The sequence below is a fragment of the Pseudomonas sp. NFPP04 genome (assembly GCF_900113815.1).
In the GTDB taxonomy this organism is placed as follows: domain Bacteria; phylum Pseudomonadota; class Gammaproteobacteria; order Pseudomonadales; family Pseudomonadaceae; genus Aquipseudomonas; species Aquipseudomonas extremorientalis.
This window is the reverse complement of the sequence record NZ_FOQS01000005.1, coordinates 12819-32410: the sequence shown is the minus strand read 5'-3', so window position 1 is coordinate 32410 and position 19592 is coordinate 12819. Positions and strand designations below refer to the sequence as shown.

Here is a 19592-nt window from a genome sequence, read left to right as displayed (position 1 = left end):
TGGTGACTGACACACCGCCATCGGGGGCAAGCCCCTCCCACATTTTGCTCGGTGGGGACTCAGCTGTTACCTCAGCGGTTGATGTTCTTCAAGTCATCCAGCAGACCCAGCAGGGTCTGCAACTTCTCTTCGCCAAACTGATCCTGCAACCGCTGGTAGTTGGCCTCCATGCACTGGCTCATCGACTCGAAGCTGGCCTTGCCCTTGTCAGCCAACGTCACCAGTACCCGGCGCTGGTCCTGCTCGGCCTTGCGCCGGTGCACCATGCCGGCGGTTTCCATGCGCACCAGCACGCCGGTCATGCTCGGCTTGAGGATGCAGGCCAGTTCCGCCAACTGGTAAATCTCCAGTTCACCGTATTGCTCGAGGATGCGGATGATCCGCCATTGCTGTTCGGTCAGGCCGTGTTCATTCAGGGACGGACGGAAAAAACTCATGGCGGCTTCGCGGGCTTGCAGCAAGGCCAGGGTCAGGGATTGTCGAGGTTTGGACATAGGGATCAGGGTCACGAAGTATTTAGTTAATAATTTAACGAAACTCTAACATTCCCTGCCGGCGAGCGCGCTATAACTTGTCGAGCGCACCGCCCATGGCGCGCTGAATCAAATGCCTGGGCACGCAGGGTCAAGACTTCCATCCTGCCATGGCCCCTAATGGAGGCATCCGCTTCAGAGCCTTCCTTCACTTTTTCAGGCTGCGCCATGATCAACATCGAAACCCCTACGTATTACACCGCCACCAAGAAATACAACCTGAGCTTCCCCACCCTGGAACAGGACATCGACGCCGACGTTGTGGTGATCGGCGGCGGTTTTTCCGGCATCAACACGGCCCTGGAACTGGCGGAAAAAGGCATCACCAACATCGTGGTGCTTGAAGCGCGCTACCTGGGGTTCGGCGGCACCGGCCGCAACGGCGGGCAGATCATGGCCGGTATCGGCCATGACCTGGAGAAGATCAAGAAGGACGTGGGCGAAGACGGCCTGCGCCAGGTGTTCGAGATCAGCGACCTGGGCGCAGACATCATCAAGAACCGCATCGCCAAGTACAACATCGACGCAGACTTCTGCCACGGCTACGGCTACATGGGCTTCAATGCCCGCCAGGAAAAAACCCTGCGCGCCTGGGAAAAGGACTTCAAGTCGATCAACAGCCAGCACGAAATCCGCTTTCTCGGCGGCGCCGACGTGCAACAGATCATCGGCTCCAAGGCCTACAGCAGTGCCCTGCTGCACATGGGCGGCGGACATGTGCATTCGCTCAACCTGCTGCTGGGCGAAGCCACCGCGCTGGCCGGTCATGGCGTGCGGATTTTCGAGAACAGCCCGGCGCTGGAAGTCAGCTACGGCGAACGCATCACCGTGCGCACCGGCCGTGGCTCGGTGCGCGCGAGCAAGCTGCTGTGGGCCTGCGACAGTTTCCTCAACAAGCTGGAGCCGGAGCTGCACCGTTCGACCATCAACACCTACGCGTTCCAGATGATGACCGAGCCGTTGTCAGAGGAGCTTATCCAGCGCATCAGCCCGATTCGCGGGGCCTACAGCGATATTCGCCCGGTGATCGATTACTACCGCGTCACCCAGGAAAACCGCCTGTTGTTCGGCGCGGCCACACCCTTGGTAGAGCATATTCCCGGTGACCTCAAGGCCTGGAACCGTCGACTGATGCTGAAGATTTTCCCCTACCTCAAGGACGTGAAAATCGACCTGGCCTGGGGCGGCCCCATGGCGTGCAGCCCCAACCTGTTCCCGCAGATCGGCACCTTGCCGGGGCGCAGCAACGCGTTTTTCGTGCAGGGCTATTCCGGTTTTGGCGTGACCCCGAGCCACATCATCTGCAAGGTCCTGGCCGAAGGCATGAGCGAAGGCTCGGCGCGCTACGACCTGGTCAGCTCGATTCATCGCCCGACCATCATCGGAAAGGACGCGATCCGCCCCGTGCTGCTGACGGCGGGCAAATCCTGGCACCAGCTTTCCGGTTACTGGAACGGGCGCCGCTAACCGCATTATTTACTCAACTGGAGAACTGCCATGACCCTTACCACCCTCAAGCATAACGTCCAACTCTCGGAACTCGACCCTTGGGGCACCGTGGCCGACCTCGGCTCCGAGATCCTCGAAGGCCAAGTGCGTGCTTTCGGCAAGATGACCTTCGGCGCGCCCACCGACCCGGTCAGCAGCGCTTACTTCGGCACCACCCAGGGCAAGTTCCGCATGGTCTACCCGTTCGCCGAGCAGGCTACGGTGGTCACCGGCGAAGTGCTGCTCACCGACGAATCCACCGGCCAGTCCACGCGCTACAAGGCCGGTGACAGCTGGTTCGTGACCAAGGGCACGCCGGTGTTGTGGGAAGTGCTCAGCGAAAGCTTCGTCAAACATTACTTCGCCGTCGTGTAAGGGAGGGCTTGGCATGACAAGTTCTCCCGACTGGATCACCGTAGGCGCACTGGCTGACGGTTTCGCCCCGGACGCCTTTATCCTGCCCAACCTGGCCGAGCTGGCGGGCCAGGCCTTCACCTTGTACTTCGCCAATGGCTGGCAGATCGATCACCGTTTCGAGCAGGACCGCCTGGCCTGGCGCGCCGCCGATGGCCACTCCAGCGGCAACGCGCCTTACCGCGCCACCTCGATTCGCCCGGGCCTGTACCTGGTGGACTTCATCAAGCACGAGGCCGGGCATAGCTGGTCGATCAGCCTGGTGCTGGACACACCGAACGCCTCGTTCACTGCCGTGATCGGGCGCCTGCCGGATCAGGCCCAGACCCACGAAGGCCTCTACCACCGCGCCCTGGCCGGCAAGCCACTGAGCTCGGTGGAGGTCGACTTCCTCCACGGCAGCCTCGACCGCCCGTGGCAGGCCGGCCACTGCCTGCATGCGCCCACCGCCGAACTGGTGGGCCTGCGCAACCAATACCGCTACAGCCCCAGCGAAGTCTACGAGCACATCTATCTCAACGAGCGCTTCTACGCCTGGCAATGCCTCAAAGGCGTGGAGCAAGGCCTGTGCGACACCGACCGCTGCCATTACTACAAGATCGCCGACCAGCTGTACCTGTTCGTGTGGCAGGAGAAGATCGTACCGACCCTCGGCCTGGTGCTGATCGACCTGCAGCAGCACCGCAGCGACGGCAAGATTTTCGGCTATGCCGGTGCATCCTTCGATGCGCTGTCGAACTTCCCCATCAGCTCGTATTGCCAGGTGCTCAACCGCACGGAGTATCCCGATGACTGAGCCGCGCACGGTCTGAATGTGGGAGGGGGCTTGCCCCGATAACAGTGTGTCAGTCACCACAGGCTTGGCTGAACCACCGCTATCGGGGGCAAGCCCCCTCCCACATTTGATCTCCTTTGTTTTGAAGATCCCGTTTATGCCCCCACCGCCTGCATGCGGCTTGAGCGGAAATCCTTCGGCGACACCTCGAACTGCTTCTTGAACGACCGGCTGAAGTGCGCTGAGTCGGTAAAGCCCCACTTATAGGCAATCGAGGTGATCGACTCGCTGCGCAGGCACGGGTTGGTCAGGTCATCCGCGCTGCGCTTGAGCCGCGCACGCTGGATGTAGCGGCACACGCTGTCGTCCTGTTCTTCGAACAGACGGTACAGGTGGCGCACCGAGATATTCAGCCGGTTGGCCAGACCGATCGGGCTGAGCCCCGGCTGGCTCAGGGATTCATCGATGACCTTCTGCACATAGCTGCGCAGGTTACTGCCCTGCAACGCTGCCAGGCCCTCGCGACACTCGTCGCCCTGCTCCAGGGCCGAACCCAGCAGTGACACGAAGGCCGTTTGCAGCGCCTCCACTTCACCCGCGCCGTCTGCGGTGTCGTCCTTGCACAGTTGATCCATCAGCACATGCAGCATGCGTCCGCAGGCTTTGGTCGAGGAGATCTTGGCGAAAGCCCGTGCGTCGCCGCCCAGGTGCTTGCACACCTGCGGGCGCGAGAGTGACAACGAGGCGTGTTCGATCAAGCCGAAGGGGGTGATTTCGATGGAGCCAACCGAGTCCATCAACAACATCTCGCCAGGCGCCAGGTGCAGGGTCTGGCCGTTCTGCGCGATCTGCGAATAGCCGCTGCGTTGGCTGACCAGGAAACAGTCCTGGTCGTTGTCATGGTCGGCGTGGTGCGCCGGGCGTTTGATCAGCCCGGCATTGGTACGCAGGATGGCCACGCCGCGCGGCAAGTCTCGGATCTCGCCGATGAACAGCGAGCGGTTGAACGCCAGTTCCGTCTCGAAATAACCGCACGCCGCGCGCAGCTCGCGGTTCCAAGTGTCCAGCCCGTCGTGTGCATGCTGTGGGATGCTCATGGGGTGTCTCCGCAATGGCTTCTTTTTGTTGTTCTGATGCAATAGTTAACATGTTATCTATATGCACGCAACAACAACCTGTGTACCCATTGCGCAAGCACTAATGATGCCAATCAGAGCTCCGACAACACCCGATTCAACCCGACCAGCGCCGCGAGCAAATGACTGCGCTGCACCGGGCTCAGGACGATATAACGCCGAAACGCCGGCAGACGATTGACCACCTCGCTGCCCCCCATATGCTCCAGGCGCACGCACCATTGCCGGTCGTGCAGCTCGATGCGCAGACGCTTGAAATCCAGCGGCATCAGCGCCTGGAACAAGGCCTCGTCGGCCAGCAAGCGTGCCTGCAACTCACGCCCCAGCGCCTGGTTGCCGGCACAGCGCCGCACGCGAATTCCATGGCGCCGGATCGCGCCGCCATGGTGCACCGCGAAGCTCGCCGTGCCCCCCGTTGCTGCCGGTACGCACAGGACAAACTCGGTCAGCACCAGATGCATCAACCATTGCGATTCGGTGCGCTCGACAATCTCGAACCCCACGCCGTCCACTTCAAGCGTTGCCAGCCCAAGGTTGCGCCGCAGGTGCGCCAGGGTCACCCCCGGCCGATATCCCGATGGCGCACGATCGGCACGCCACAGCTCAAACAGTCTTTGCCGCAAAGTCGCCATAACCGTCATCAGCCTGCTCCGGTTGGTTACTGAACTCCTTTGCCAATACTTCCTCCACGGAGGCCGGCTTGAAGGGGTTGACCTTCTGCACCACCAGGGTCCAGAACAGCGCATACGCCGCCGTGCCCGCCAGCATCACGCCAAACGGCACATAGATGTCTGCCGGGTTCATGCCCGGAGGCGTGATGAACCACATGCCCAGCAGGATCCCGATGCTCGACACGATCTGCGGCAGCGGAAACCACGGCGAACGATAGGCCCGTGGCAAGTCCGGCCGACGGATACGCAGGCTCACCACCGAGATCGTCACCAGCAGATAGGCAAAGCTCCACGCACACACCGCCGCCAGCACCAGGTGCATGATGTTGTCGGTGTTGCCCCCCAGGTACAACGCGTGCAGGCAGGGAATCAGCATCGCCACCAGGATGCACAGCAGCGGCGTCTTGAAGCGTGGGTGCAGGTAGGTGAAAACCTTGGGCAACGCGCCGTCCACCGCCATGCCGTAGAGGATCCGTGGCACACCGGCCATCAGGGTGTTGATGGTGGCCGCGCCGGCAAACAGAAAACCGATGCCCAGCCACAGCGGGCCGATCTGCCCCATCACCTGCTCGGCGAACCTGGGGATGGCCATGGGCGTGTCCAGCAGGTGCACGCCTGACGTGGCGTCGAGCACCACGTTTTCCACCTGGCGTTTCATCGCCCCACCATAGATGAACATGCAGGTGGCCACGCCCATCAGCCCCAGCATCATTGCGCGCGGCATCACCTTGGCCGATTGGCGCAGGTCCGGCGCCAGGGGCGTAACGAACTCGCAACCGACAAACATGAACATCGCCATGCCCACCAGCGACAGCACGGTGATCAGGTCGGTGCCTACCAGCGACTCGCCGAACCAGCCGTCCAACTGCACGGCGGGCGCGGCGATCAAGCCGAGCACGCCGAACACCATCAGGGTGATCCACATGCCGAAGGTGAGGATGATTTCCGCTCGGCCAAAAGCACTGACGCCAAACGCGTTCAGCACGCCAAAGACGATCACAAAGCCCACGCCGAGCAACCACGAGCCACCCGCCGATTCCGCCAGGGTGTTGAGATGCTCGAAGTTCACCAGGGCCATGACCCCGGACAGGATGGTTTCGGCGGTGCCGGCAAATACATGCACGATCAGGTACGCCGACAAGGTGCCGGTAATCGCGAAAAACCGCCCCATGCCGCAATTGATGTAGTCGTACACCGAGCCGGTGGTGGGCAGGATCGACGCCGCCTCGGCAAAGGTGGTGGCCTGGGCCAGCATCATCACCACGGCGATCAGCATTGCCAGGGCGAACGCACTGCCGCCGATGCCAAAGCCCATGGTGGCGGTGAGAATCACCGGGCTGGCCATGATCAGGCCAATGGTGCTGGCCAAGGCGGTGGGGAAACCTACCGTGCCCCGGTTGAGGTGCGCGGTGAGTCGGTCGTTGATCGACATGATGGGGTCCTCGAAGACGGTTTTTTTAATGTGTCGGTACTCTGCGCCCCACTCCAATTGCTCGTCTTGCCCCTGTCTGCCGCCGCTTTTGTTGCTCCCTGCCACAGCGGGCGGCGTGGCGGCCAGGGTCAATTCCCTGGCACGCAGAGAAAAGACTCAGGCCCCCGTCACTCGCCCTAATGCGCCCTCACTCTTAACCAAGCTGGGGACAATGACAATGGAGCACACACTGAAAAATCGCGGCCTGCGCCAGGCGGTCGGCCTGGGGATTGCGTTGCTGGTGGGCCAGGCCCAGGCGGTCGAGCTGTACGCCGATGCCGACACCCACGTCACCGGCAACTTCCTCGCCGTGTACGGGATGTTCAACAGCCCGAAGAACTACGATGGGCGCAGCGGCGGTTCCACTTGGCGCGAAGCCTTCATCAAGTACGGCCTGAGCGTCGACCAGAGCCTGGGCCGCTTTGGTGGCGTGTATGGCACGGCCAACCTGGTGAGTTCCGGCACCTGGGGCGATGGCGATGCCTCCGGGGTCACCACAGGCAAGGAGCGCACCACCAAGTTCGACGAAGCCTTCGCCGGCTGGCGCTCGGGCGAGCTGTTCCCGGCCTTGGGCAAGGACGGCGTGGACCTGTCGTTCGGTCGGCAGATCATCATGCTGGGCGACGGTTTCCTGATCAACGACGATGGCCCCAATCTCGGCAAGGGCGTGGGTGACGGCGAGTTCAACCGTGGTGGCGCCTACTACATCGCCGCGCGCCATGCCTTCGACAAGACCGCAGTGATCCGCCTCGGCGGCAAGGACGGCGTGCATGGCAGCCTGATGTGGATCAAGTCCGACAACCCCGCCCAGGCCATGACCGAAATGGCCGCCGGCACCCTGGAGTACAGCGCCGCGCCGGGCACTCTGGGGCTCACGTATATTCATGGGATCGATGTGGACGAGCGCTTCGCCAGCGACGTGCAGCGCCAGCGCAAAGGCATGAACCTGTACAGCCTGCGCGGCGCCGGCAATGCCGGTATCGACAACGCGCACTTCGCCTTTGAACTGGCGCGCCAGGACCGCCGCGACAGCCAGGAAAATGCCGGCTACGCCGAAGGCGGCTACACCTTCGTCGACCTGCCCTGGTCGCCGGACCTGACCTACCGCTACGCGCGCTATTCAAAGAACTGGGATGCAATGTTCGCCGGTTTCAACCGTGGCTACGGCACCTGGGTGCAGGGCGAAGTGGCAGGCAACTACTCCGGCCCGTACAACACCAACACCTCCGTGCAACACCTGGCGCTCAAGGTCAAGCCGCTGGAGAACCTCACCCTGGGTGCGCTGTTCTTCGACTACAAGACCGTCAGCACCCGTGGCCAGTTGAACCTGGACGGTCGCGAGCTGGACCTGTACGCCGAGTGGGCGGTGAACGAGCACCTGATCATCACGCCGCTGCTGGGTCTCTACACACCCGACAAGGATGCAGAGACCGGTGGCAACCAGGTCGGTGGCAACGGCACCAATGTCTACAGTCAGTTGGTGGTCGCCGTACCGTTCTGAACCGTCTCGGGCGCGCAGGGACGCAGCGCCTGGACCTCGGCATAGGCGCCCTGGTGATACAACAGCGGCGCACGCCCGAAATCATCGAAGGCCACCACCTTGCCGATCATGATCCAGTGGTCGCCACCGTCCACCTGCTGGTATTTCTCGCAGTGGAACCGTGCCGAACAATCGGCGAACACCGGTGAACCGCCCTCCCCCGGTTCGTACTCGATCAGGGCGAAGCGGTCTTCACGCGGGCGCGCAAAGTTGTTGGACAGGTGCACCTGATCCGCCGCCAGCACATTCACTGCGAAGTGACTGGCCTCCTCGAACACTTCGTGGCTGTTGGAGCGTTTATCGATGCTCCACAGCACCAGTGGCGGGTCGAGGGACACCGAGTTGAAACTGTTGGCGGTCACGCCCACCTTGCGCCCGGACGCGGTGGCGGCGGTGACCACGGTCACGCCAGTGGCGAAGTTGCCCAGGGCGCGACGAAAGGCCCGTGGGTCGAAAAGGCTGTTGTCAGGCATGCAAGACTCCCGGGCGCCCTCGAACGGACGCCCTGATTGTTGTAGTGGAAGAACGGGTCACACCATGCTCGGGTCCGGCTCCAGGCCCATCAGCTCACGGCCAAGGATCTGCGCGCAGACGTCGTAGTCGGTGTAAGCATGGGCGCCGGTCATATGGGAATCACGGAACAGGCGCTGCATTTCGTTGTGTTCGAACCAGGCATTGCCACCGGCGGCGGCGAACAGGCGGTCCACTGCCTCGATGCACATCTTGGTGGCGTAGGCCTGGTTGGTACGCCAGAAGGCCAGGGTTTCGCGGCTCGGGTAACGCTGGGCGGCGCTGTGTTCGGCGTGGTCCTGCCAGGTCTTTTCAAGGAACGCACGAGCAGCGGCCACCTGGTGGGTGGACTCGGCCAGGCGCATCAACGCCGGCGTTGCCGCGCCCACGGCGGCACCGGTGTAGGCGCGCACGCGAGTTTTGGTTTTTTCGCGGAACACCTCCAGCATGCGCTCGGCCACGCCAAGGCTGACGGTGGAAAAACCACTGGCGAAATACGGCCGGTACGGCGCGTAGAAAATCTGGCTGTCGGGGTAGAGGCCAAAACCTGCGGACTTGCCCTCCATCATGTCCTTGGCCTTCTGGATCCGGTGCTCGGGCACCCAGGCATTGTCGATGACCAGGGTCTTGGTGCCGCTGCCCTTCATGCCGGCGGCGAACCAGTCATCGCGGATCTGGTAGTCACTGCGCGGCAGCACGGCAAAGCAGTAATCCTGGGTGCCTTCGGCGTTCTGTCGGCGGCAGCCGACAATCGCCCACTCGCCATGGTCACAGCCACTGCTCCAGCCCATTTCACCGCTGAAGTACACACCGCCTTCGCCCTCCACCACGCGCCCGAACGGCGCAATACTGCTGCTGGCGGTGGCATCCGGGTTTTCGCCCCAGATTTCCTGCTGCAACCGGGCCGAAAACAGCGCCAGTTGGTGGCTGTGGGTGCACAGCAGGCTCATGGCCCAGGCGGTGCTGGCACAGCTGCCGGCGAGCAAGGCGATGCAGTCGGCGAACTCGGGCAGCGACAGTTCCAGGCCACCAAAGGCCTTGGGTTGAAAGGCACGGTGCAGGCCGATGCTTTTGAGCAAGGCGATGTTCTCATCCGGCACCTGGCGTTGCTGTTCGGCACGCGTGGCATTTGCCGCAATCTGGGGCAGGAGGGGCTTGAGGTCTTCGAGGAGCGGATTTGGCTTTTTCATGGACGGCCCTGCTTATTATTGGAAGTCCGGCAGCCGCTCCAAGTCGAGGAGCAGCGCTGGATGCAGGGCCAGTATCGAACGGGTCGGGCGCGTGGAAAATGCACGTTCCACAGGCAAGGTTGTACTTTTCACAGGCCCGGCAGCCACAGGCATGACGCCTGGCAGGCACAGTCAAGCCAGGCGCGGGCGGCTTGGATACCCTCGGGTTTTCTTTTGTGAACTGCCAGGAACCCGCCATGAGTGATATCCCGCTGTTGCCTCACGTCGAAGCGTTTTTACGTCGCCCCCATGGGCTGTTCATCGACGGCGTCAACGTCCACGGCCATTCCAGCCAGACGCTGGCGGTGACCAACCCGGCCACCGGTGAAGTGATCGCCCACGTGGCGGAGGCCGACCTGGCGGATATCGATGCAGCGGTGGACTCCGCCAACCGGGGCTTTGAACTGTGGTCCCAGGCTGCGCCGGCGACACGCGGCAATGTGCTGCACAAACTCGCCGACCTGCTGGAGCGCAACCGCGAAGAACTGGCGCAGATCGAGACCTGTCAGTCCGGCAAGGTCATCCAGATTGCCCGCGCGTTCGAGGTCGACCAGGCGGCGCACTTCCTGCGTTACTACGCAGGCTGGGCGACCAAGATCAGCGGCCAGACGCTCACCCCGTCGCTGCCTTCGTTCAATGGCGAACGCTACACCGCGTTCACCCTGCGCGAACCGGTGGGCGTGGTGGTGGGCATCGTGCCGTGGAATTTCTCGACCATGATCGCCATCTGGAAACTCGCCTCGGCACTGGTGACCGGCTGCAGCATTATCATCAAGCCCAGCGAATTCACGCCGCTGACAATCCTGCGCATCGCCGAGCTGGCCATCGAAGCGGGGTTGCCGGCGGGTGTGCTCAACGTGTTGACAGGCGGCGGCAATGTCGGCAAAGGCCTGGTGGAACACCCCGGCACGCACAAGGTGTCCTTCACCGGTTCGGTGCCCACCGGCATCGCCGTGGGCCGCAGTGCCATGGGCGCCGGCCTCACCCGTGCGACCCTGGAACTGGGCGGCAAGAACGCCGCCGGGTTCCTGCGCGACGTGGAGGTGGAGAAAGCGGTGGACGGCATCATCGAAGCCGGCTTTTTGCACGCCGGGCAAATCTGCGCAGCGGCCGAACGTTTCTTCGTGCACCGTTCGCAGATCGACGCGGTGCTGGACACACTCAGCCAGCGCCTCAGCCGCCTCACCATCGGTTCGCCGCTGGACGAAAGCACCGAATTCGGCCCGGTCACCCACCATCAGCACCAACTCAAACTGCTCGGCTATTTCAGCCAGGCCCGCGCCGAAAACAACCGGATCATCCACGGCGGCAAACTCATCGACCGCCCCGGCTGCTACGTCGAGCCCACGGTGATCCTCGCCAACAGCATCAACGACACCCTGCTCAACGAAGAAACCTTCGGCCCCATCGCGACCTTCCTGCCCTACGACAGTGAAGAGGAGCTGCTCGCGCTGATGAACAACGGCCCCTACGGCCTCAGCGCCAGCCTGTGGACCAACGACTTAGGCAAGGCCCTGCGCATGGTGCCGGCGATCAAGGCCGGCACATTGTGGGTGAATATGCACACACTGCTCGACCCGGCCGTGCCGTTTGGGGGCAGTCGGTCTTCGGGGGTTGGCCGGGAGTTTGGCAGTGCATTCATCGAGGATTACACCGAGCTCAAGTCGGTGATGATTCGGTACTGAGGGTCAGCTCTTTCAAGGCCTTTGAAAACCGGCCATATCTGGCTGATACCCTCCCAATTGGGGCGGACACTGCAACTGTGGCAAGCCCGCTCGCCACAGAAAACCCACCAAAGCAATTGTTCAATCCGGCGGTTCAACATCCCGCAACATATCGGGATCATCGAGGGGTGTTGGCTACCAACTCCCCATCGCCAGACTGAACGGCGAAAACTCCGCGAACTGCCACCGCAACGCCAACGCCGCCGGGCGCCGTACGACATGCTCTACGGTGACGGTCCACAAGCGCTGGGCGCCCTCGAACAGCGCCACTTGCGGGCCGTCGAGGATCAATGAAGTGCGCCCGGCCATCTGCAGCACATCCCCCGCTTCAAAATCGATGAATAACAACCCCGCCACCGGGTTCACCTGCAGATTGCCCAGGGTGTTGAAGAACAGGTTGCCGGCAAAGTCAGGGATGGTCAGCACGTTGCCTTCGACCCGCACAAAACCCGTATTGCCGCCGCGATGGGAAACGTCCACCGAGCGCTGGCCATCCACCTCGACGTAGCTGGCGACGAAGAAGGTGTCGGCATTGCGGATCAGCGCTTGGGCCGCGTCATCCAGGCTGCTGGAACGTTCGGCCACGCTGCCGGGTTTGCGTGCGATGGCATCCACCGGCCGCAATTGGATGTACTTGGGGCAGTTGCCGAACGTGTGCACCACGTCGACCGAAAAGCCTTCGTGATCGAGCGCACCGATATGCCCGTTCATGCGGTTGCGGCGGCGGGTGTTGAGGTCGATGCCCAGCAGGCCGATGGATGCACCTTCACGCAAGGCGTTGCGAGCCGGGTCGTTGGCCGACGGCAGACTGTCGACCTGCAAGGTCTGCGGGTCCGGCGAGTGGGCAAAGCCCGGGGCGCCTTCAAGCAGCGTCGCCCAGGGAATGCCTTGCTCGTCCACCACACCCAGCATCAGGTACGGCAACAAAGGGTAGAAATCCCGATGCTGTTCGGGCAAATGATCACGGATCACCTTGGGCCCGACCACGGCCATGCGCTCGGCGACCCCCACTGCTTGTTGCATGTGCCGTTCACCGGCATGCCAGGGCGATGGTTCGATCAGGTTCATGGCAAGCACCTCATGTTGGATAGCCCGATGCTGCGCCCTGCCCGCCACCGAGGGAATCACCACGCCAGGCAATCCACTGTTACGCCAGTTGAAATGCCGGGTGTTCACGCAGCGCCGCCACGCAGTGGTCGACAAAGCTGCGCACGCGCATCGGTGCGTTGCGGCCTTCGCGGTACACCACGTGCACGGGCAATGGTGGCTGTTCAAAACCCGGCAACAGGCGACGCAATTGCCCGCTCTGCACATGCTCGTGAACCGGGTAACTCAGGCAGCGAATCACCCCCGCCCCATGCACCGCCGCATTGATCGCGCCCTGCACCGTGGCGCAGCCCAGGCGCGCACGGGCCTTGAGTGGATAGCCCTGAAAATCCCAATGCACCTGGTCGGCAGTGGCGATCAGCCGATGGCGCTGGAGGTCGTCCGGGCGTTGAGGCTCACCGTGAATCGCCAGATAACCGGGGCTGGCGCAAAGGATATGCCGCACCTGCCCCACCGGCCGCGCGATCAACGACGAGTCGGGCAACTCACCGACGAGAATCGCCACGTCCAGCCCTTCTTCGTGCAGGTTGGGATAATAGTCGTGGTAGTGCGCCGCGAGGCTCACCTCGGGATAACGGTCCAGGTAGTCGGCCAAGACCTGCGCCATCACATGAGCGCTGAACAGAAAGGGCAAAAACACCCGCAGGTTGCCCTGGGCCTGCACATGCAAGCCTTTGGCCGAGGCTTCGGCGGCGTCCACGGCGGCGAGCAGGCGCACGCAATCGGCCAGGTACGCGTTGCCGGCGTCGGTCAGGCTCACGCCCTGCGTGCTGCGTTCAAGCAATGGCACGCGCAGGCGCGCTTCCAGGCGGGCCACCGCACGGACCAGGGTCGGCCCGGACACCTGCGCACTGCGCGCGGCGCCGGCCAGGCTCGAGTGTCCGGCCAGTGCGGCGAACAACTGCATATCGCGATAGCGCTCCATCAACCGCGCCGTTTCATCGCAGGGTTCAGGGCGGCGTCCTGGCCCAGGCGATGGCTGAGAAAGTCGACAAAGGTGTTGATCTTGGCCGGCACGCGGCCGCTTTTCTGGAACACCACCTGGATCGGCAACGGCTCAGCCTCATACGCTTGAAGGACGATCTCCAACTCGCCCGCCGCCACCGCCGTTGCGACCTGGTAGGACAGCACCCGCGTCATGCCCCAGCCCAGGCGCGCCAGGTTGATCGCGGCATTGTTTGCCGTAACGACCAGGCGCGGTTCGATGGGCACGGACAAGGGTTGGCCGGCGTCGACAAACTCCCAGCCACTCACCAGCTGGCTCGACGATGACGTGACGATCTTGGCCTCACGCAACTGCGACGGGTGCTCCGGTCGCCCGTGCTGGTCGAGATAGGCTGGCGCTGCACAGACGACCCGGCGCACTTCGCCGACCTTGATCGCCTGCTGGCCCGGCTCGTGCAGATGACCGATACGCACTGCGACATCGACGCCTTCGTCGACCAGGTTGATCACGCGGTCGACCAGCAAGGCATTGATGTTCACCAACGGAAAGCGGTCCAGGTACTCCCCCAGCACCGGCGCCACATACAGCTCGCCAAACAGCACTGGCGCCGTGACCGTCAGGTGGCCGCAGGGGATGGAGTAACTGCCGGCCGCCGCTTCTTCGGCTTCATCGAGGTCTGCCAGGATACGCCGGCAATCCTCCAGGTAACGCTGGCCGGCTTCGGTCAGGTGCACGCTGCGGGTGGTGCGCGCCAGCAGTTGGGTGCCGATACGTTCCTCCATGGCGGCGATGGCCCGGGTCACGCTGGGTGGCGAGGTGTTCAGGCGGCGTGCGGCGGCGGCAAAACCCTCCTCCTCGGCCACCGCCAGGAACACCTGCATTTCATGAAATCGGTCCATCGGCACTCCTCTCGAGCAACTGCATATTGCTATTCCCCTGTGGCAAGCTCGCCTGCCACAACAGGCTCAGTGACCACAACCGGGGTTCGCGTTAGTGGGATTGCAAGCCCACGGCTGTGCGTGGCATGCCGACAAATCCCGGCAGTGCTTCGATGCTGGCGAGCCAGGCACGCACCTGAGGGTAGTCGGCCAGGGACACATTGCCTTCCGGCGCATGGGCGGTGTAGGTGTAGAAAGCGACATCGGCGATGGTCGGTTGCTCGCCGGCCAGGAAGCGGTTTTGGCTCAGTTGCGTCTCCATCAGTTTCAGCAAGGCGTGGGAACGGGCAATGGCGACGCAGGTATCGATGTCCGCGCCAAACACCGTGGCCAACCGCGCCGACGCGGGCCCGACGTGCAGTTGACCGGCGGCGGCCGAGAGCCAGCGCTGCACCCGCGCCTGCCCCACAGCATCACCCGGCAGCCACTGACCCTTGCCGTAGGTGTTGGCCAGGTAGACCAGAATCGCATTGGAGTCGGCCAACACCACGCCGTTGTCATCAATCGCCGGCACCTGGCCGAAGCTGTTGATCGTGGCCAGATAGTCCGAGGACTTATGGGCGCCTTGCTTGAGATCCACCAGGATAAATTCCGTGGGCAAGCCCAGCAGGGACAACATCAGCTCGACCCGATGAGAGTGGCCGGACAACGGAAAACCATAGAGTTTGATCATGAAAGGCTCCAAGAGAATGGGATGGCAACGCCGCACATGCTCTACCGCTGGCCCCTGACGTTGGAATCACCACGCTCTACAATCGAGCATTTCACCCAGTGAAACAATACCGCTCAGCGTTCCTCGAGTCTGTCCCGCAAAAACCGATGGCTCGCAGAAAACAACCGCTGGTAAGTGAGCAACACCGCCCCCACCGTACCCAACGCCGACGACGCGGCAATCAGGAACATGATCACGATCTGATAGCGCACCGCGTCCACCGGGCTTTCTCCCGCCAGCACTTGCCCGGTCATCATGCCGGGCAGGCTGACGATGCCGACCACCGTCATCTGGTTCAGCGTCGGGATCATGCCGGCGCGCACCGCCTGGCGGATGGCGTCCTGCGCGGCCTCCCAGCGTGAGCCGCCGAGGGCCAGGATCATTTCGATGGTGTTGCGCCCCGAGGTCAGTTCCTGGGTCATGCGTTCGATACCCAGGGAGACCCCAGTCAGGGTGTTGCCGAGGATCATGCCAAGGATCGGGATCGCGTATTGCGGCTCGTACCAGGGGTGGATGCGGATCACCGCAAACAGGCCCACGGCGGTGACCAGCCATGAGCTGCCCCATACCGACAGGATGCTGTCGACCCGCTGGCCCCGGTAAGTCCGCCGTCCTCGCCCGGCGGCGGAGAGACCGGCGATCAGGGTCATGGCGCACATCAGCGGCAGCACCACGTACCAATAGGCGAACTCGAAGACCCAGCCCAACAGGTAACCGATGGCCAGCAGTTGCACCACCGTGCGCACCGCCGCCCACAGCAATTGGCGGCCCAGGCCCAGGCGCAACAGCAGCGACAGCGCGCCATTGATCAGGATCAGCGAGGCGGCAATGCCCATGTCCAGTGCGGTGAGGTTCTGGTAATTCATGGCTGGGCCACTCCGTTCAGTACACCGGCGCTCATCTGCAAGTGGATGTCACTCATGCGCCGGGCCTGGTCCAGGTCGTGGGAGACCCAGATGCAGGCACGGGAACTGTCCTCGGCAAACCAGGCGTCGATCAGCGCTTCCACTTCGCGGGACGAGGTGGGATCGAGGGCGGCAGTGGGCTCGTCCAGCAGCAGCACTTCGGGGTTGAGTTGCAGGGTGCGGATCAGCGAGACCACCTGGGACTCACCGCCTGAGAGGTCGGCGGCGTGTTTGGCCAGAAAGTCCGGCGTCTTGCCGGCGTGGCCCAGCAGTGCGGTCACCGTCGCCAGGTCGAAGCTGCGCTTGCGCGAGGTCTTGAGGCTGTAGGGAAAACGCAGGTTGTCTTCCACCGTACCGTCGAGCAGCGCCGGACGTTGGGAGAGGTAGCTGATATGGCAGCGGTAGTGAGGAATCTGCGCGTTGCCGATCGGCTCGCCGTTCCACAGGATCTGCCCGGACGTGGGCGCATCCAGCAGCGCCAGTGCGCGCAGGAATACGCTTTTGCCGGAGCCGGATGAGCCGGTGATCGACACCCGGTCGCCGGCCTGCAGGCTGAAATCGGTGGGCTGGAGCAACGGCACCTGGCGACGCTCGTCCAGGCGCGCGAGGGCGCGGGTTTCAATCAGTGCGCTCATGGACGCGGTGTTCCTCTCAATCAGGATGATGCAATGGTGAGGCACACTCGCCAGGATTTCATGCAAAAAATTCAAACTATCGCATCCGGTGTGGCTCAGAGCTTTAGATTCAACGTTACCGAGGAGGCGACATGCAATACCGACAACTGGGCCATTCCGGCCTGCTGGTATCCGAAATCATCCTGGGCACCGTGCCCTTCGGCGGTCGCGCCGAGTTTGAACAATGCGGATCGGTGGACGTCCCCCAGGCCAAACGCATGTTCGATATCGCGTTCGACGCGGGTGTGAACATGGTCGACACCGCCGACCTCTATTCCCACGGCCTGGCCGAGGAAGTCGTCGGCAAAGCCTTGGGCGCCAAACGCAACGATATCCTGCTGGCCACCAAGGGCCGCAGCCCGGTGGACAACAACCCCAACAACTCCGGTTCTTCGCGCTACCATCTGATTCGCGCGTGCGAAGCCAGCCTGAAACGCTTGGGCACCGACCATATCGACCTCTATCAACTGCACAACTGGGACGGCATGACCCCCATCGAGGAAACCCTCGAAGCGCTGCGGCTGTTGGTAGGTTCGGGGAAAATACGCTACTTCGGCACCAGCAATTTCACCGCCTGGCAGATGATGAAGACCCTGGGCAAGGCCGAACTGCACGGCATGCTCAAACCTGTCACCCAGCAGATCTACTACACCCCGGAATCCCGCGAAGCCGAGTACGAACTGCTGCCACTGGCACTGGACCAGTCGGTGGGCACACTGGTGTGGGGCCCGATGGGCGAAGGCCTGTTGACCGGGTCTACCCGTCGGGGTCACAAGCCGCCCGCCAACACCCGCCAGGGCAGTGGCTGGCCGGAACCCTATGTGCATGATCAGGAGCGGGCGCTCGATATCATCGAAACCCTTGCGGCGGTCGGCGATGAACACGGTGTCTCGGTAGCCCGCACGTGCCTGGCATGGCTCAAGGATCGACCGGGCATCACGTCGCTGATCGTCGGCGCCCGCACCGAAGAGCACCTGCGCGACAACCTCGCTGCGACTGAGTTGACACTGACCCAGGAACAAGCTTCACGCATCGAAGCCGTGACGCGCCGCCAGCCGTTATACCCATACTGGCATCGCTTTACCGCCGGGATCGACCGCTTTGATCCGGCGGAGCAGCCGTTTTTGGCTGAGCATCAAAAGACCATGGATGCGCGCAAGGACAAGTAATGCCTTGGCAGCCTTGCGCCAAGGCTGCCTTTTCCCATTCAAGGAGCCCCCGTGATTGCCCAAATCATGATCGCCGCCCTCGGCGTCGTTGCCATCTGGTTCAGCCAAAGCAAACGCTTGAAAGTGCGCCGCTACGCCTGCCTGTTCGGCATGGCGGGCCAGCCGTTCTGGTTCTGGTCATCCATCAATGCCGAACAGTGGGGGATTGTATTGCTGAGCTGTTTCTACACGGTGGCGTGGGCGAAGGGGATCAAGACCCATTGGGTTGATCACACGCCAGACGCGCAACACTGATTTGCAAACGAGCGCGGCACTGCCTATATTTCCCGCCTGGCGCTCTCTACGCCACCTTCCGCGGAAAGGGCTGCGCCCAGGACACTGCAACACCCTCTTTTTCTACGACTCCCCACCTTGAAGCGGAAAAGGTTTGTGCAAGGAGATCGTATGTCCCAACCACTCAACACCGATGGCCGTCTCAACCTTGAGCAACAGCGCAAGCGTGCCAAGGAACTGCTGCCACGCCTGAAAGCCGAAAACCCGAACGCTACCCTGTCCCTGGCCCAATGGGAAATCGCCAGGCAGCTGGGTTTCAGCAGTTGGCCAAAGCTCAAGGCCCATATCGATGCCATCGACTTCGCCGCCCGCCACCCCGATTTTGCCGCCAGTGATGAAGCCCGTACCACCCATTGGCGCTGCGGCAATGACATTGCCCACAGCCTGCAACTGGCAGGGTTCAAAGGGCAGTTCCGGATGCTCGCCGACCCGCTGTGCATGGGCCCGGTCCGCGATTTGCCCCGCCAGGCGTTCCGCGCCCTGCGCAGTGCCTTTATCAGCCAGGCCTTCGCCATCGATGAAGCCGATGCAGCTCGTCGCGTCGACGTTGAATATGACCACCTCGACGCATTGGCCAGCGCCGACCACAGTGTGCTGTGGTGCGAAGCGGATGCCTATGACCAGCTGTTCCTGATCCGCGCACTCGCCGGTCTTGAACAGGTGCCGCACAAACTGGAGCTCATCGAGGTGGACCGCATTCCCGGCGTGCAGCGTTTTATCGGCATCGGCCAACTGGCGCCGGATGTATTGGCGTGGCTATGGCCGCAACGGCGCTTGCTCGAGGAGGACGCCGTGCAACTGGCCAAACAGGCCTGGTCGGCGTACTGCGACAGCTCGCCAGTCAGATGGGCGCAAATAGCCCACGACAGCCACACCGCCTTGCCGTTGCTTGCCCCGGCGTTGTTGCGTCAATTACAGGAATTGCCCGGCCTGCACGACGGCCTGTCGCTGACCGAGCGCCTGGCCCTGACGTACCTCGCCGAAAACGGGCCAACGCCATTCGGTCGGGTGTTTGCCGAACTGATGGCCAAGCGTGAACCGCTGCCGTTCCTGGGGGACATGATGTTTCATGCGCTGTTGCGACCGCTGATCGATGGCGACAACCCTTTACTGACAGCCACCGAGACGCACCTGGAATGGCCACGCCAGGTGCTGGCGTTGACTGCGCTGGGGCAGGCCGTGTTGAACGGTGACGCCAACTGGCTGGATCACGCCAGCCATGTGCGATGGGTGGGTGGCATATGCCTGCGACCTCGCCAACCCCACTGGGCGATTGATGAACACATCATGCCTGTATGGCGCCCGTGATTACGCTAA

At 62.8% G+C, this 19592-nt stretch carries 19 protein-coding genes and 1 pseudogene; 8 read left to right on the top strand and 12 right to left on the bottom strand.

From position 1 onward, the window contains the following. Positions 1–71: 71 nt before the first annotated feature. On the bottom strand, positions 72–494 hold the full coding sequence (hpaR, locus tag BM017_RS12270) for a homoprotocatechuate degradation operon regulator HpaR (RefSeq protein WP_092244522.1): 423 nt from the start codon (positions 492–494) through the stop codon (positions 72–74). A 207-nt stretch (positions 495–701) separates the two neighbouring features. Between hpaR and BM017_RS12265 the strand changes: the two genes are divergently transcribed. From BM017_RS12265 to BM017_RS12255, 3 genes are read left to right on the top strand one after another with little or no spacing between them, the layout of a single operon-like run. After that, the gene (locus tag BM017_RS12265) at positions 702–2000 is read left to right on the top strand and encodes an NAD(P)/FAD-dependent oxidoreductase (protein WP_092244518.1); all 1299 of its coding nucleotides are present in this window, start codon (positions 702–704) and stop codon (positions 1998–2000) included. Between the two features lie 30 nt (positions 2001–2030). Then, a complete protein-coding gene (locus BM017_RS12260; RefSeq protein WP_092244515.1) occupies positions 2031–2396 on the top strand; it encodes a cupin domain-containing protein in 366 nt (121 codons plus the stop codon). Positions 2397–2409: 13 nt separating this feature from the next. Beyond that, positions 2410–3231, top strand: coding sequence for a molybdenum cofactor biosynthesis F family protein (locus tag BM017_RS12255; protein ID WP_092244512.1), 822 nt, complete (start codon positions 2410–2412; stop codon positions 3229–3231). A gap of 134 nt (positions 3232–3365) precedes the next feature. On the opposite strand, the gene feaR is transcribed toward BM017_RS12255, so the two are convergent. The 3 genes from feaR to BM017_RS12240 all read right to left on the bottom strand — a co-directional run bounded on the left by feaR (position 3366) and on the right by BM017_RS12240 (position 6449). Beyond that, a complete protein-coding gene (gene feaR, locus BM017_RS12250; protein ID WP_092244508.1) occupies positions 3366–4307 on the bottom strand; it encodes a transcriptional regulator FeaR in 942 nt (313 codons plus the stop codon). A gap of 113 nt (positions 4308–4420) precedes the next feature. Continuing rightward, complete coding sequence (locus tag BM017_RS12245; RefSeq protein WP_092244505.1) at positions 4421–4987, bottom strand: DUF3156 family protein; 567 nt, start codon at positions 4985–4987, stop codon at positions 4421–4423. Next, entirely contained in the window at positions 4950–6449 is a 1500-nt protein-coding gene (locus tag BM017_RS12240; protein ID WP_092244502.1) for an APC family permease, read from the bottom strand. Before BM017_RS12240 ends, BM017_RS12245 begins: the two co-directional genes overlap by 38 nt. Before the next feature lie 217 nt (positions 6450–6666). On the opposite strand from BM017_RS12240, the gene BM017_RS12235 reads away from it, so the two are divergent. After that, positions 6667–7989: an alginate export family protein gene (locus BM017_RS12235; RefSeq protein WP_092244499.1), complete on the top strand. Its 1323-nt coding sequence runs from the start codon at positions 6667–6669 to the stop codon at positions 7987–7989. 32 nt (positions 7990–8021) lie between these two features. On the opposite strand, the pseudogene BM017_RS12230 reads toward BM017_RS12235, so the two are convergent. Then, positions 8022–8501: pseudogene (locus BM017_RS12230) on the bottom strand (flavin reductase family protein); the annotation flags it as partial. A gap of 57 nt (positions 8502–8558) precedes the next feature. Further along, complete coding sequence (locus tag BM017_RS12225) at positions 8559–9728, bottom strand: p-hydroxyphenylacetate 3-hydroxylase oxygenase component (RefSeq protein WP_092244493.1); 1170 nt, start codon at positions 9726–9728, stop codon at positions 8559–8561. 236 nt (positions 9729–9964) lie between these two features. Here BM017_RS12225 and BM017_RS12220 point away from each other — a divergent pair, with 236 nt between their 5' ends. Next, positions 9965–11452 carry an aldehyde dehydrogenase family protein gene (locus BM017_RS12220; protein ID WP_092244490.1) on the top strand — a complete coding sequence of 496 codons (1488 nt, stop codon included), beginning with the start codon at positions 9965–9967 and terminating at the stop codon, positions 11450–11452. A 174-nt stretch (positions 11453–11626) separates the two neighbouring features. Here BM017_RS12220 and BM017_RS12215 read toward each other — a convergent pair whose 3' ends face one another. From BM017_RS12215 to BM017_RS12190, 6 genes are all read right to left on the bottom strand, one after another. Then, entirely contained in the window at positions 11627–12559 is a 933-nt protein-coding gene (locus BM017_RS12215; protein ID WP_092244487.1) for a pyridoxamine 5'-phosphate oxidase family protein, read from the bottom strand. Between the two features lie 79 nt (positions 12560–12638). After that, entirely contained in the window at positions 12639–13523 is an 885-nt protein-coding gene (locus tag BM017_RS12210) for a LysR family transcriptional regulator (protein ID WP_092244484.1), read from the bottom strand. Then, complete coding sequence (locus BM017_RS12205) at positions 13523–14443, bottom strand: LysR family transcriptional regulator (protein ID WP_092244481.1); 921 nt, start codon at positions 14441–14443, stop codon at positions 13523–13525. The genes BM017_RS12210 and BM017_RS12205 overlap by 1 nt, the downstream gene beginning before the upstream one ends. 91 nt (positions 14444–14534) lie before the next feature. Further along, complete coding sequence (locus BM017_RS12200; protein WP_092244478.1) at positions 14535–15155, bottom strand: glutathione S-transferase family protein; 621 nt, start codon at positions 15153–15155, stop codon at positions 14535–14537. A gap of 113 nt (positions 15156–15268) precedes the next feature. After that, positions 15269–16060, bottom strand: coding sequence for an ABC transporter permease (fetB, locus tag BM017_RS12195; protein WP_071492141.1), 792 nt, complete (start codon positions 16058–16060; stop codon positions 15269–15271). Continuing rightward, the gene (locus BM017_RS12190) at positions 16057–16734 is read right to left on the bottom strand and encodes an ABC transporter ATP-binding protein (protein WP_092244475.1); all 678 of its coding nucleotides are present in this window, start codon (positions 16732–16734) and stop codon (positions 16057–16059) included. The genes fetB and BM017_RS12190 overlap by 4 nt, the downstream gene beginning before the upstream one ends. A gap of 131 nt (positions 16735–16865) precedes the next feature. Between BM017_RS12190 and BM017_RS12185 the strand changes: the two genes are divergently transcribed. The 3 genes from BM017_RS12185 to BM017_RS12175 all read left to right on the top strand — a co-directional run bounded on the left by BM017_RS12185 (position 16866) and on the right by BM017_RS12175 (position 19583). Continuing rightward, on the top strand, positions 16866–17942 hold the full coding sequence (locus BM017_RS12185) for an aldo/keto reductase (RefSeq protein WP_092244472.1): 1077 nt from the start codon (positions 16866–16868) through the stop codon (positions 17940–17942). Positions 17943–17993: 51 nt separating this feature from the next. Continuing rightward, positions 17994–18236, top strand: a complete 243-nt coding sequence (locus BM017_RS12180) for a hypothetical protein (RefSeq protein WP_058426121.1) — start codon at positions 17994–17996, stop codon at positions 18234–18236. Positions 18237–18386: 150 nt separating this feature from the next. Then, a complete protein-coding gene (locus BM017_RS12175; protein WP_092244469.1) occupies positions 18387–19583 on the top strand; it encodes a DUF1835 domain-containing protein in 1197 nt (398 codons plus the stop codon). Positions 19584–19592: the final 9 nt, after the last annotated feature.

What these genes read in the sequence shown, in the direction of transcription:
- hpaR (WP_092244522.1), bottom strand. Translation starts at nt 494, where the DNA reads ATGTCCAAACCTCGACAATCCCTGACCCTGGCCTTGCTGCAAGCCCGC.
- BM017_RS12265 (WP_092244518.1), top strand. Translation starts at nt 702, where the DNA reads ATGATCAACATCGAAACCCCTACGTATTACACCGCCACCAAGAAATAC.
- BM017_RS12260 (WP_092244515.1), top strand. Translation starts at nt 2,031, where the DNA reads ATGACCCTTACCACCCTCAAGCATAACGTCCAACTCTCGGAACTCGAC.
- BM017_RS12255 (WP_092244512.1), top strand. Translation starts at nt 2,410, where the DNA reads ATGACAAGTTCTCCCGACTGGATCACCGTAGGCGCACTGGCTGACGGT.
- feaR (WP_092244508.1), bottom strand. Translation starts at nt 4,307, where the DNA reads ATGAGCATCCCACAGCATGCACACGACGGGCTGGACACTTGGAACCGC.
- BM017_RS12245 (WP_092244505.1), bottom strand. Translation starts at nt 4,987, where the DNA reads ATGACGGTTATGGCGACTTTGCGGCAAAGACTGTTTGAGCTGTGGCGT.
- BM017_RS12240 (WP_092244502.1), bottom strand. Translation starts at nt 6,449, where the DNA reads ATGTCGATCAACGACCGACTCACCGCGCACCTCAACCGGGGCACGGTA.
- BM017_RS12235 (WP_092244499.1), top strand. Translation starts at nt 6,667, where the DNA reads ATGGAGCACACACTGAAAAATCGCGGCCTGCGCCAGGCGGTCGGCCTG.
- BM017_RS12225 (WP_092244493.1), bottom strand. Translation starts at nt 9,728, where the DNA reads ATGAAAAAGCCAAATCCGCTCCTCGAAGACCTCAAGCCCCTCCTGCCC.
- BM017_RS12220 (WP_092244490.1), top strand. Translation starts at nt 9,965, where the DNA reads ATGAGTGATATCCCGCTGTTGCCTCACGTCGAAGCGTTTTTACGTCGC.
- BM017_RS12215 (WP_092244487.1), bottom strand. Translation starts at nt 12,559, where the DNA reads ATGAACCTGATCGAACCATCGCCCTGGCATGCCGGTGAACGGCACATG.
- BM017_RS12210 (WP_092244484.1), bottom strand. Translation starts at nt 13,523, where the DNA reads ATGGAGCGCTATCGCGATATGCAGTTGTTCGCCGCACTGGCCGGACAC.
- BM017_RS12205 (WP_092244481.1), bottom strand. Translation starts at nt 14,443, where the DNA reads ATGGACCGATTTCATGAAATGCAGGTGTTCCTGGCGGTGGCCGAGGAG.
- BM017_RS12200 (WP_092244478.1), bottom strand. Translation starts at nt 15,155, where the DNA reads ATGATCAAACTCTATGGTTTTCCGTTGTCCGGCCACTCTCATCGGGTC.
- fetB (WP_071492141.1), bottom strand. Translation starts at nt 16,060, where the DNA reads ATGAATTACCAGAACCTCACCGCACTGGACATGGGCATTGCCGCCTCG.
- BM017_RS12190 (WP_092244475.1), bottom strand. Translation starts at nt 16,734, where the DNA reads ATGAGCGCACTGATTGAAACCCGCGCCCTCGCGCGCCTGGACGAGCGT.
- BM017_RS12185 (WP_092244472.1), top strand. Translation starts at nt 16,866, where the DNA reads ATGCAATACCGACAACTGGGCCATTCCGGCCTGCTGGTATCCGAAATC.
- BM017_RS12175 (WP_092244469.1), top strand. Translation starts at nt 18,387, where the DNA reads ATGTCCCAACCACTCAACACCGATGGCCGTCTCAACCTTGAGCAACAG.